Below are 12,805 nucleotides of genomic sequence, written 5' to 3'. Positions count from 1 at the left end.
CCATGCCCGGCAAAGTAGCCAAAGCGACCGGTGTAACAGGTCTTTCGTCGTCTGAAGCTGCTGAGCTTCGTCTTCAGTATGGAGACAACAGGATCAGCTCACGCAGGCAAATGCGGCTGCTACATACACTCGTAGCGATACTCCGGGAGCCGATGTCGGTACTGCTCATCGTTGCCTGTCTGCTTTATTTTGTACTGGGTAACACAGCGGAAGGCATCCTGATGGCGGCGGCCATCGCACTCATTTCAGCCATTTCCGTTTACCAGGAAGTTCGCAGCAATCATGCCGTACGTGCGCTGCAGGAATTCACGCGGCCTGCCGTGACCGTTATCCGGGACGGTCTGCCTAAAAGCCTTCCCTCCGCCGAACTGGTGCCGGGAGACGTGATCGTGCTGGAGGAAGGGGCAAATGTTCCGGCAGATGCGTTGGTTATTCAGGCAAATGATTTCACCCTGAACGAATCCGCGATTACCGGTGAGTCGTTACCCGTGATCAAAAATGAACAACCCGGCAATAATGTATTGTACCAGGGCACGCTTGTCAACAGCGGTAAGTGCCTGGCGCGTGTATCCGCTACCGGCAATGAAACCATATTGGGCAAGATCGGGCTATCCGTCGGGGGTTACCAGACACAGAAAACCATTCTGCAAAAACAGGTCAGTAAAGTAGTAAGGAACCTCGCCCTGTTCGGCATGGCTGCTTTCACCGCCATCTTCCTGGTTAATTATTTTCATTCCGGTCAATTTGTCGTCAGCCTGCTTTTCGCTTTAACCCTCGCCATGTCTGCTATACCGGAGGAGATTCCCGTAGCTTTCAGTTCCTTTTTTGCCCTCGGCGCTTACCGGCTTGGCCGCGCCGGCATTATTACGCGACAACCACAGATACTCGAAAACCTTGGTGCAGTAAATGTTTTGTGCCTCGATAAAACAGGCACCATTACCGAAAACAGGATGTCGTTGAAAATTCTTTACGATTTTAAAACTGATAGCCTCATTGAACCGGCCGACACCATTCCTCCACAATATGAACGCTTGCTTTTATATGCAGCCCTCGCCAGTGAAGCCGAACCATTCGACGCCATGGAGAAAGCGATCATGGAAACCTATCTGCGCGTAACAGACACCTCTGTTTATCATCGTATGGAAATGGTGTATGAATATCCGCTGGAAGGCAGGCCGCCGATGATGACCCACGTTTATAAAGATGGAGCAGCAATAGTAGTGGCGGCAAAGGGTGCGACAGAACGCATACTCGATGTGTGTCACCTGGATCCGGCAACCAGGGTACGCGTAACTGCCGTACTGAACGACATGAGCAGCAAAGGTTACAGGGTTTTGGGCGTTGCCAGTGCTACCGCCTCCCTTTCGCATCTCCCCGCGCAGCAAAACGACTTTAACTGGTCATTCGAAGGATTGCTGGCCCTGTATGATCCGCCCCGTAAAGAAATGCCGGCCTTTATCCGCAAACTCTACGAAGACGGTATTGAGATAAAAATCCTGACCGGCGATCATGCCACCACCGCCAGTCAGATTGCCGGACAGATAGGTATAAAAGAACCGTTGCGTTGCCGCAACGGCGAGGAGATCATGCAGATGGATGCTTCGACACTGGCAGCAGTGATAAAATCAACTGCTGTTTTCGCAAGGATGTTTCCGGAGGCAAAAAGAAAAGTTATCAAAGCCTTACAGTCGGCAGGCAATGTAGTAGCCATGACGGGTGACGGCGTGAATGATGGCCCCGCATTGAAAGTAGCCGATATCGGTATTGCCATGGGGAAGAAAGGAAGTGAAATTGCCCGGCAGGCTTCCGATCTCATCCTTACCGACGATAATCCTTCCGGGTTTCTGCAGGCAATAAGCGAAGGCCGCAGAATTTACAGCAACTTGCTGAAAGCAGTCCGGTATATTCTTGCTATTCATATCCCCATCCTGCTTACAGCCTCCCTGCCCGTCATATTGGGATGGCGGTTTCCCAACATCTTTACACCAGTCCACGTCATTTTCCTGGAATTGATCATGGGCCCTACCTGCTCCATCTTTTTCGAACGGGAACCCGTGAGTGACGCAGAACTAAATGCCGGTCCCCGTAACAAAGACCAGGGATTGTTTACCAGGCGTGAATTGCTGATAAGTATTGTACAGGGACTGGTCATTGCGGCCGGTACCTTGTTGATCTATTATGTATTTATGACGCGCGGATATGCCCTGGAAGAAACAAGAATGGCGGTTTTCACCACCATTATATGCGGCAATCTATTTCTCACCTTTACCGGCAGATCTGCTGTCCATACCATCTTTCAGTCGCTAAAGTTTAAAAACAACCTGGCCATATTCGTCGTGCTTGCTTCGGTTTGTTTCCTGCTGATGTTGCACCTGCTGCCTCCGGTACGTGGCTTATTCGGCCTCCAACCCATAGGTATCACCAACTTCCTCCTTTGCCTGGCAACAGCGTTCGTAAGTGTAATGTGGATAGAATTGTTCAAAAGAAAGCGGCCGTTTTAAGTAATAAGTTTTAGTAGTAAGTAAATAAGCACAGGCTGGGCCGTAAGGAAATGAACCAGGAAGAAAGGTTGCAGGTGTCTGGATGCATTCATTGTTGGTGTCAACACCAACAATGGCGGCGAACTAATGAAGTACTATTGACCTATTGACTTATTCACGATTGACGATTCACGATTGACGATTCACGATTGACGATTCACGATTGACGGGTACTGACATATATCACATCCCTCCCTGCCCCTCCTCATAGGAAACCGCCTGTCGACAGAATAGCTTTACTATCTAACTCTACAGGACATGAAAAAGATCTTACTTGCCTTTGACGGAACGCATTACTCGCAGGCAGCACTCGATTTTGCCTTTCAATTGCACCAGCAAGCCCCTATCTTTCTTACGGGAGCGTTTCTGCCGCAGGTAGATTATTCCGCCCTGTGGAGTTATTCTGTTGGCAATGAAGCAGGCAGTGTGATCCCGTCCGCCGAAGAATCCACCTCCAGGGAGATTCACCAGAACACTTCCCGCTTTACCGACTACTGTAAAAAACACGAAATCCCTTTTAAAATACACAGGGCTTACATGAATTTCGCCCTGCCGGAATTAAAAAAAGAATCCCGGTTTGCCGACCTGCTGATCGTCAGCAGCCAGGAGTTTTATAAACAGGCTGGCACCGAGTTGTCCAATTATTACCTGAAAAATATTCTGCACGAACTGGAATGTCCGTTGATCGTGATGCCGGAGAAAAAGATGAAAGCCGGCAATAATATTATCGCCTATGATGGCAGCGCCTCCGCCATGTATGCCATCAAGCAGTTTGCTTACCTCTTTCCAGAATGGGCCGGCAATCCTACTACCGTTGTATATGCCACACCACAACAGGGCAATGAATGGCCCTACGAAACCGAAATACGTGAGTTCATTTCCGCACATTTCAAAAACGCAGTCTGGCAGCGGTTGGTAATCCCCTCAAAAGATTTTTTTACCAGTTGGCTGATGGAGAAAAATAATTCCATCCTCGTAACCGGTTCTTTCGGCCGGTCCGGTTTGTCCATGTTATTCCGAAGGAGTTTTGTAACAGAAGCCGTCAATGAACATTACATGCCTGTATTCATTGCGCATCAGCATACCTGACATTATTAACGCTAAACTTTTTTCCCGTGAAAAGAATACTACTGGCAATAGACGCCACCAATCCCGATCCGCAGGCCATCGATTTTGCCTGTTATATCGGCCGGCTCACCAAATCTGACATTACAGGTTTCTTCCTGGAAAATCTTGTAGCAAACGAAGAACCTTCGTTAACAGAGACCGGTGGCATGCCGCAAATGGAATGGAAAATCGATGAGAAAGGAACGGACCTTCAGCATAAAAAATCATTGACCGGGAAAAATATTGAGTTGTTTCACAACTGTTGCGAACGCAAGTCAATACATAGCAAAAGCCTTGTGGTCAGTGGCAGACCGGCGAAGGAACTGATAGCAGAAAGCCGGTACGCAGATCTGATTATTATCGATGCCGCTACTTCTTTCGACAAATTGTACGAGGGTTCACCGACTGAATTTGTCAGGGATGTTTTAAAAGATGCGGAATGCCCCGTTATCATCGCCCCCGATTCATTCGAAGGCATCGACGAAATCGTATTTACCTATGACGGCACCAAGTCTTCCTCTTTTGCCATCAAGCAATTCACTTTGCTCTTCCCCGAATTGAGCGAAAAAAAAGCCACCGTGCTCAACATCACACAAGACGGCGAATGGAGCAGCGCCGGCAAACAGCATTTTCTCGACTGGCTACAGCCACATTATACGACAGTCGGGTTGAAGACGATGACAGGCGATGCAGGCTATTGCCTGTTTGATTATCTCTTTAAAAGAAAAAATGCCTTTATCGTAATGGGTGCCTATGGCCGCAGTAATCTCTCCCGTTTTTTCCGGCACAGCCAGGCCGACCTGCTCATCAATACCATGACGCAACCCATCTTTATTTCCCACTACTGATCATCCTGCAGAAGGGATCATTTTAAAATATACATCATGAAAACAAATATGGGCATGGCCGACCGCATAATACGTATTGCCATCACAATAGCCATCGTTATCCTTTATCTCAACGGCGTGATCAGCGGAATCGCCGGTATCGTACTGCTCGCGCTTGCCATGGTTTTCCTGCTAACCGGTCTTATCGGCACCTGCCCGCTCTACCGGCTGCTGCACATCAGTACCTGCCAGCGGAAAACCGTCTGACCGCTATCAGCCGGAAACACCTGATGCGAATCATGTTTCCTTAAAACAGGGGTCAGCAAACAGGCAGTTATATCACATTACATTCGGAAAAATTAAATCAATGAAAGCACTTATCTATCACGGACCGGGAAAAAAATCATGGGATGAAAAAAACAAACCGGAAATATTACACCCGACAGATGCAATCATCAAAATATCCAGCACAACGATCTGCGGCACCGATCTTCATATATTGAAAGGTGATGTACCTACGGTTACCGAGGGAAGAACGCTCGGCCATGAAGGGGTAGGCATTGTCGAAGAAACAGGTGCTTCCGTTTCGAATTTCAAAAAAGGCGATCATGTACTCATTTCCTGCATTACGTCCTGCGGCAAGTGTGCTTACTGCCGTAAGGGAATGTACTCACATTGTACCGACGGAGGATGGATACTTGGCAATACGATCGACGGCACACAGGCCGAATTCGTTCGCATCCCGCATGCAGATACGAGCTTGTATCCTATACCCGAAGGCGCAGATGAGGAGGCCCTCGTCATGCTCAGCGATATTTTCCCCACCGGCTTTGAGTGCGGTGTATTGAACGGCCAGGTTAATCCCGGGGATACCGTTGCCATTGTGGGTGCAGGCCCTATAGGACTGGCATCACTGCTTACCGCACAGTTCTATTCCCCCGCGGCCATCATCATGATCGATCCGGATGCCAACCGGCTGGAGACAGCCAAAAAATTCGGAGCGACGCATTGCATCAATAACAGCAAAGACAATGTAGCAGACAATATCGGCCGCATTACCGGTGGCACCGGCGTTGACGTAGCCATCGAAGCGGTGGGCATCCCCGCTACTTTCGGCATTTGCCAGGATATCATTGCACCCGGCGGACGGATAGCCAACGTGGGCGTACACGGCAAAAGTGCCGAACTCCACCTCGAAACACTCTGGTCTAAAAATATCACCATTACCACCCGCCTGGTCGATACCGTCACCACCCCGATGTTGTTGAAAACAGTCGGGGCAGCCAAACTTAAACCGGCGCAATTGATTACTCACCGGTTTAAATTATCAGAGATCATGAAAGCTTACGATACGTTCGCCAATGCTGCCGAAACCAAATCGCTTAAAGTAATTATGACAAACGAATAAGGGAACTGTTCGTCAGCAAGAAGTCTGTCACCTGTTAAACAATCCTGTATGCGTCGTAACTATTCTTACCAGAAAATTGCTGCACTTTATAAGCGATTCCAGTTTCACGTGTCAGGCTTTGTACTCGCAGTATTGGGCGTATGGCTGGGCTGGAAAATATCCATGAAGCCATACGTACCCGACTGGCTGCTTATCATACTGGCCATCTGGATGCTCGTGCTGATAGCAGAGTTGATACGCTTCCGTATTATTTTCAAACAACGGATCAGGCGTGATAAAGACTAATGCATTTATATGAAAAATTTAATTGTTTACCAGGGAAAATACGGCGCCACCGAACAATATGCTCAATGGTTAGCCGAAGAGTTTCCCCTGCCTGTATACCGCGCAGAGTCCTGCGACGCAAATGAACTCGAACAGACAGGGCTGCTGGTGATGGGCAGCAGTGTATACATCGGTAAGTTACAAATCTCCCGGTGGGTAAATAAATACCTTAACCAGTTGTATGGAAAGCAACTCATCCTATTTGTCGTAAGCGGCACACCACTCAGTGAAAAAGAGACACTGTTGAAATACGTCAACTCGTCGCTTCCCGAACAGATCACCGACCGCTGCCGCATATTCTATCTTCCCGGCAGACTCATTTACAATAAACTCTCCTGGAAAGACCGGCTGCTACTGCGCATCGCATCCATATTTACCGGGACCAGCAGGGAAAATAAAAAAATGCTGCGGGGATACGACGATGTTAAAAAGGAACACCTCGCAGCCATCAGCAGTGAAATAAGCAGGCTGTTAAAAGAGCAGCAGCCCTCAAGTATGACTACGGTTATCGGCTGACAAACCACTCACAAATAAAAAACTTATGAAACCCATTCTCGTTGCGACCAATTTTACGAAAGATTCTATGAACGCTGTAAACTATGCGGCTGATCTTGCCGTAGCATTGCATACCAACCTGTTTATTTTATTCGTCACCCCGCTACCACTGGTCTATTCAGACCTGCCGGTATCGGAGCAGTTCTTTTCCGTAATGACGGAAGACGCCGAAAAAGAATTGGTCAGACTGAAAACAGCCGTTGTTAACAGAACGCAGCACGGCTGTGAAGTGCATACACATCTCGCACAGGGAACAGTGGAGTCGCAGTTGGAGAAATATTGCAGCACCGTCGATCCGTTTGCAGTAGTAATGGGCACGGGAGATTCAACGGCCGTGGAGAGAACCTTATTCGGTGCCACCACGCTTACAGCCCTCAGACAACTTCACTGGCCGCTGATCATGATACCTGAAGATGCCCTTTTTGTACCCATGAAAAACATCGGTCTCGCCTGCGATCTGAAAGACGTGCGCGAAACACTTCCCGTTAAAGACATTAAAGATCTCGTAAAACTGTTCAACGCAGACCTGCATATCATTCATGCCAGCCCGGAAAGCCCCGGTTCTTTTGATAACGAAACCATTTCCGAGACGGAATATGTAAATGAACTCTTCGCCGACCTTTCGCCGCTCTATCACTTTATTCACACACAGCACACAGAAAGTTCGATCATCGATTTTTCGGAAAAGAACAAGCTGGATCTGCTGATCGTTATTCCGAAAAAGCACAGCCTCATTAACCGGCTTTTTACCACCGCTCATTCCAAACAGCTCGTGTTACATACACATGTACCGATCCTTGCCATGCATGAGCACTAAATAAGTATCATGAACAACTATGTGATCCCGTTCTCCCATATAACGATTGATGATGTGGGCATAGTAGGCGGCAAAAATGCGTCCCTGGGAGAAATGTATGCCAGGCTTTCCCCCCGCGGCATCCCGGTTCCTGATGGTTTTGCTACTACCGCAGTCGCCTTTGACGAATTCCTGACCGCTAACCGGCTCAAAGAACCACTGCGGAAACTAATGGCGCAAATTGATAAGATCACCTATAGTAATCTTGAAGAAACGGCTGTGCAGGCCAGGCAGTTACTACTTAAAGCCAGCCTGCCACAACAATTGCAGGAAGCGGTATTGGACGCATATAAAGTATTGCAGACATCGGGCACCTCCGCAGTAGCGGTACGCAGCAGTGCCACGGCAGAAGATCTTCCGCAGGCGAGCTTTGCAGGACAACATGAATCTTACCTCAATATCAGCGGCGGTGAAAATGTACTCAACGCCATCCGGCGCTGTTATGCTTCCCTGTATACCGCCAGGGCCATCAAATACCGTGAAGACAATGGTTTCGCTCATGACAAAGTATTACTCTCTGCGGGCATACAGCAAATGGTGCGCAGCGATCTGGCCTGTTCGGGTGTAGCATTTACCCTCGAACCGGAGTCCGGGTTCAGCGATGTGGTCACGCTCAGCGGCGTATGGGGACTGGGTGAAAACATGGTGCAGGGAACCGTGACACCCGATGAATATACCGTGTTTAAACCAACCCTGCGGCAAAACAAACTGGCCATTATCCAGAAAAAACTCGGCGATAAGGCGAAGACCATGCTGTATAACAGTATTTCCGGTGCCACCGAAACGATTGTGAATACCGATACACCTGCGGAAAAACGCACGCAATTTATTCTGACGGATGAAGAGGTGATGAACATCTCACGTTGGTGTGTGCTGATCGAAGAACATTATCAAAAACCAATGGATATAGAATGGGCTAAAGATGGTGTATCCGGAAAAATTTTCATCGTGCAGGCCCGGCCCGAAACCGTCCACTCCCGGCAAAGTCCTTACCTGCAAAAAATATTTGCGTTACAGGAAAAAACAACACCCATTGCAACAGGAAACGCGGTTGGCGAAAAAATTGCAACCGGTATTGCAAGGGTCGTTGCCAGCCCGGAAGAATCAGAAAAAATACAGGCTGGAGAAATTGTGGTAACCGATATCACCAGTCCCGACTGGGATCCTGTATTGAAAAAATCGGCAGCGATCGTTACCAACAAAGGAGGCCGGACAAGCCATGCATCGATCGTAGCGCGTGAACTCGGCGTGCCTGCAGTGGTAGGCACCGGCAATGCCACAACAGTCATAAAGGACGGAGATGTAATCACCGTCTCCTGCGCCGAAGGCAAGACAGGTTTTATCTACAATGGAAAATTAAACTACACTACCCGCGACATCGACTTCCGGAAAATAACCAAACCTGCTTCCACACAGGTAATGCTGATCGTGGGTGATCCGGATCAGGCTTTTAAACTTTCCTTCTATCCAAATGATGGTGTTGGACTGATGAGACTGGAATTTATTATCACTCATTCGGTACAAATACATCCGATGGCACTGATCAGGCCCGCTCAGATCACTGATCCGGTCACGAGGCAACGAATCGAAGCACTTACATCCGGCTACCCCGACAAAAAGCAATATTTTGTTGAGCGGCTTGCCCAGGGAATTGCGACCATAGCGGCTGCCTTCTATCCAAAAGAGGTGATTGTTCGCACCAGTGATTTTAAAACCAATGAATACGCCAACCTCATCGGTGGCAGCAGCTTTGAACCGGTTGAAGAAAATCCGATGCTTGGATTCAGAGGTGCATCCCGCTACTATGATGAGCGTTACCAGGAAGGATTTGCCATGGAATGTGAAGCCCTTAAACGCGTGCGGCAGGATATGGGTTTTACCAATGTAAAAGTGATGATCCCCTTTTGCCGAACGGTGGAGGAAGCGAAAAAAGTAGTAGCCGTGATGCAAAAAAATGGCCTTGACCGCGAGAAGGATGATTCACTTGATATCTATATGATGGTGGAGATTCCTTCCAATGTATTGCAGGCGGATCAATTTGCCCGGATCTTCGATGGCTTTTCGATCGGCTCAAACGACCTGACCCAACTCGTATTGGGCGTGGACCGCGACTCATCCATCATCAGCACCATCTTCGACGAACAAAATCCTGCTGTAAAGGAAATGATTGCCACGGCTATTTCAAAGGCCCGGCAGGCAGGTATCAAGATCGGCTTGTGCGGACAAGCACCAAGCGACTTCCCTGCGTTTGCCTCCTTCCTTGTGCAACAGGGAATATCCGGTATCTCCTTTAACCCCGACGCACTCCTGGCTGGTATCGCCAACATCTGTCAGGCAGAGCTTGAAATGCGTAAAGCACACCTGCCTGAACCTGACACAGCCGTTAACGGCCAACCATAGCATGTGTCCGAATATTGAATTTGTGCTGAACAACAGATGCAGCGATCACCGGAAAAAAATAAACCTGTTCTCATGAAAAAGAAATACTTCCTGGCTTTAATCGTCGTCACCATCCTGGGAACACAAAACATGCTGGCGCAGCAAAGAATCGATATCGGTATCAAAGGTGGATTGAGTATACCTAACCTCACAACCGGCAGCACTGCCAACCCCGTCAACAGCGGTTATGGTTCGAGGCTTGGTGCCGACTTTGCCATGCATGCTGAATTTCATTTATCCAACCATTTTTCTTGTCAACCGCAATTGCAATACTCGCAGCAAGGCGGCCGGAAGGACGGTAACCAGGCATTTGCCGTACCGCCCGATATGACTGCTATGTTTCCCCCCGGAGAAGTTCCTCCATACCTCTATGCCGACTATAAAAGCGTGGCCAAGATCAACTACCTGATGCTTTCTACATTAGCCAAATACCGTCTAGCTCTTGGCAAAAATTTTACGGGATATGTTGCAGCGGGCCCTTTTGTAAGCATCGTACTATCGGCTAAAAATATCACCAGTGGTGCCAGTATTATTTACCTGGATGCGCAACAGACTACTCCCCTGGTGTCAACGCCTCAATCATTTGACAATACCGAAAACATCAAACCGGATCTCCGGCCCGTCAATGCGGGCATAAACGGCCATGTGGGTATCAGTTACCAACTCAGGATGGGCGCTGTTTTTATTGAAGGCGGCGGTAATTACGGATTGATCACTATTCAGCAAAACGACGCGAACGGTAAAAACAATACGGGTGCCGCTACTGTCAGCCTCGGTTATCAATTTACGCTGCGGTAATACCGTAAACAGATTATTCTATTTTATTATCCGTCACTCCTCATCTTAACTCAACTAAGAATTTACCATTACGCACTTCTTCATTACTTGATATTTATCATGCAACTTCTCTCCGGTTGACGTAGTAGTTATTCTATCTTCGCCGCGTAAAAATTTTAATATCCACTATGCACCGATCTCTACCCACAAAATGGGTGAAATGCTTTGTCATTTCACTAAGTCTCTTTGTCTCTTATCGTACTACGGCGCAGTTCACGCCGAGCCACACCTTCACTATCGAAGCCAGCACCAACAGTGTACAGGTACAGGGCAGCGGCGAACAGGGCAACCATATTTTTCCGAATGGAAGGATTGGTATCCGGATGAACAACGGCAACTATCGTGTTTACAAAACCGATGGCACCTTACTCACCACCTTCAGTACTAACTTATCGGGTTTTACTGCGGCAAAAGTTATTGGCCTTTCCAATAACCAGTTGCTGCTACTGGCGGATTCGCGTTTTGCGATCATGAACCTGGCGGGACAGACAATATTGCCGGTTACTTCAACAGGCATGAGTATTTACCCGGGAGGTTATCCCTATCTCGATGCAGCAGAGTTATCCAATGGTGATATCGCTTTCAGCATTTATGCCAGCGATGGCTCCAACCAGATCCGCGTATTTACTAAAGCCGGTGTGGCCGTAAGCAGTATCGTCAATGTGAAAACAACCGGCACGGGCCGTCCAAGCCCTTCCGGAAACCAATACTACAGCGGCCAGATCAAAGCAAGTAACAACGGTACATTCCTTTTTGTATACACCACTTACTATGCCGGTATCCATGGTGTGATGTTCAACAACGACGGCTCGATGCGTACATGGCCCGCTACCGGCAACAACCATTATCAATTGCTGACGACCAATGGTCAGGATGGCTTTGAGTTGTTTGCCACGTCAAACGGCGACTACATGGTATCGCTGATGCGAAGCAATATTGGCGGAGTAAGAATCGGCTATGACGGCGCTATTCTTTCCACGTCCATCGCCCGCGGCACCAACAGTTACAATATCGGCGCGCTGGCTGTCAACAGAAAGACGGGGGGCAACTATGCCCGCGCCACCGCTGATGAAAGTATCGGTACGCGATATGACGGCACCGATGACTTCAACGGCACCGGAAACCTTTATGCCGAACAACGCAGCTTTACCGGCACGGTTAACCTCGCCAAACAATCATTTGCAACCGGTTATTACAACGTCAAATATGACGACAACGAATGGGATTATCTTCCCAATATCCGTCCCGGAATTTTTACCGTATCGAGCATAGAAGGCGGCAGCGGCGGATATGGTTTAATTACCATGAATTACAATACGGCAGGCACTGCCTGGTCGCTGACCATGCGCTTGTATGATGTAACAGGTACCTTGCCTGTAAAGTTGGAAAGCTTCCAGGGCAAAAAGCAAAATGAATCGGCTGTACTGAATTGGAATACTTCCGGGGAAACGGCCTTCAGTCATTTTGAAGTGGAGTGGTCGGCCGATGGCAGCACATTTGCCAAAGCGGGTACGGTTCAGTCTGCAGCAGGCAATGGTGCAAAGGCTTATACCTTCACCCATCCGTTTACCGCCGATATGTCGCAGGAAAGCCGGTTATATTATCGGTTGAAAATGGTCGATAAAGACAACAGCTATACACACAGCAGCATTGTTACGATCAACAACAGCGATTTCTCTGACGTAAAATTATATCCCGTTCCCGCCGCCGGTCATATCTGGATCGAAGTGCCGGTTAGCGTAAGCAGGCAGCGACCTGTTTACAGCATCGCAACGCCAGGTGGACAGATCGTTCTGCAGGGCAAGATTACCCAGGCGGTGCAGCAAATCCAGCTTCCCGCTATGGCTCCGGGTATGTATTACCTGCGATTGAATAATGAAACAGGCAAATCATTCCTGAAAAAATAATTGCT

The 12,805-nt window shown here is 48.5% G+C and carries 11 protein-coding genes; all 11 read left to right on the top strand.

What is annotated here, in order from left to right; all coding sequences use genetic code 11:
* Window positions 1-2 precede the first annotated feature (2 nt).
* Window positions 3-2,501 (top strand): cation-translocating P-type ATPase, encoded by a 2,499-nt coding sequence (locus tag H608_RS0107435; protein ID WP_028787119.1) that lies wholly within the window; start codon window positions 3-5, stop codon window positions 2,499-2,501.
* Between the two features lie 297 nt (window positions 2,502-2,798).
* Window positions 2,799-3,629, top strand: a complete 831-nt coding sequence (locus tag H608_RS0107430) for a hypothetical protein (protein ID WP_028787118.1) — start codon at window positions 2,799-2,801, stop codon at window positions 3,627-3,629.
* A 26-nt stretch (window positions 3,630-3,655) separates the two neighbouring features.
* A complete protein-coding gene (locus H608_RS0107425) occupies window positions 3,656-4,495 on the top strand; it encodes a universal stress protein (protein ID WP_028787117.1) in 840 nt (279 codons plus the stop codon).
* 36 nt (window positions 4,496-4,531) lie between these two features.
* A complete protein-coding gene (locus H608_RS0107420; protein WP_028787116.1) occupies window positions 4,532-4,741 on the top strand; it encodes a YgaP family membrane protein in 210 nt (69 codons plus the stop codon).
* 100 nt (window positions 4,742-4,841) lie between these two features.
* The gene (locus H608_RS0107415) at window positions 4,842-5,882 is read left to right on the top strand and encodes a zinc-dependent alcohol dehydrogenase family protein (protein ID WP_028787115.1); all 1,041 of its coding nucleotides are present in this window, start codon (window positions 4,842-4,844) and stop codon (window positions 5,880-5,882) included.
* Window positions 5,883-5,930: 48 nt separating this feature from the next.
* Window positions 5,931-6,167: a diacylglycerol kinase gene (locus H608_RS24345; RefSeq protein WP_155990084.1), complete on the top strand. Its 237-nt coding sequence runs from the start codon at window positions 5,931-5,933 to the stop codon at window positions 6,165-6,167.
* A 9-nt stretch (window positions 6,168-6,176) separates the two neighbouring features.
* Window positions 6,177-6,722 carry a flavodoxin domain-containing protein gene (locus H608_RS0107405; RefSeq protein WP_028787114.1) on the top strand — a complete coding sequence of 182 codons (546 nt, stop codon included), beginning with the start codon at window positions 6,177-6,179 and terminating at the stop codon, window positions 6,720-6,722.
* A 25-nt stretch (window positions 6,723-6,747) separates the two neighbouring features.
* On the top strand, window positions 6,748-7,578 hold the full coding sequence (locus H608_RS0107400; protein WP_071836935.1) for a universal stress protein: 831 nt from the start codon (window positions 6,748-6,750) through the stop codon (window positions 7,576-7,578).
* 9 nt (window positions 7,579-7,587) lie between these two features.
* On the top strand, window positions 7,588-10,017 hold the full coding sequence (gene ppsA, locus H608_RS21620) for a phosphoenolpyruvate synthase (protein WP_051268116.1): 2,430 nt from the start codon (window positions 7,588-7,590) through the stop codon (window positions 10,015-10,017).
* 72 nt (window positions 10,018-10,089) lie between these two features.
* Window positions 10,090-10,854, top strand: coding sequence for a porin family protein (locus tag H608_RS0107390; protein WP_162142849.1), 765 nt, complete (start codon window positions 10,090-10,092; stop codon window positions 10,852-10,854).
* 167 nt (window positions 10,855-11,021) lie between these two features.
* Entirely contained in the window at window positions 11,022-12,800 is a 1,779-nt protein-coding gene (locus H608_RS0107385) for a hypothetical protein (RefSeq protein ID WP_028787111.1), read from the top strand.
* Window positions 12,801-12,805 lie beyond the last annotated feature (5 nt).

Source organism: Terrimonas ferruginea DSM 30193 (assembly GCF_000425585.1).
GTDB classification, from domain to species: Bacteria; Bacteroidota; Bacteroidia; order Chitinophagales; family Chitinophagaceae; genus Terrimonas; species Terrimonas ferruginea.
This window is presented reverse-complemented; position numbering and strand designations above follow the sequence as displayed.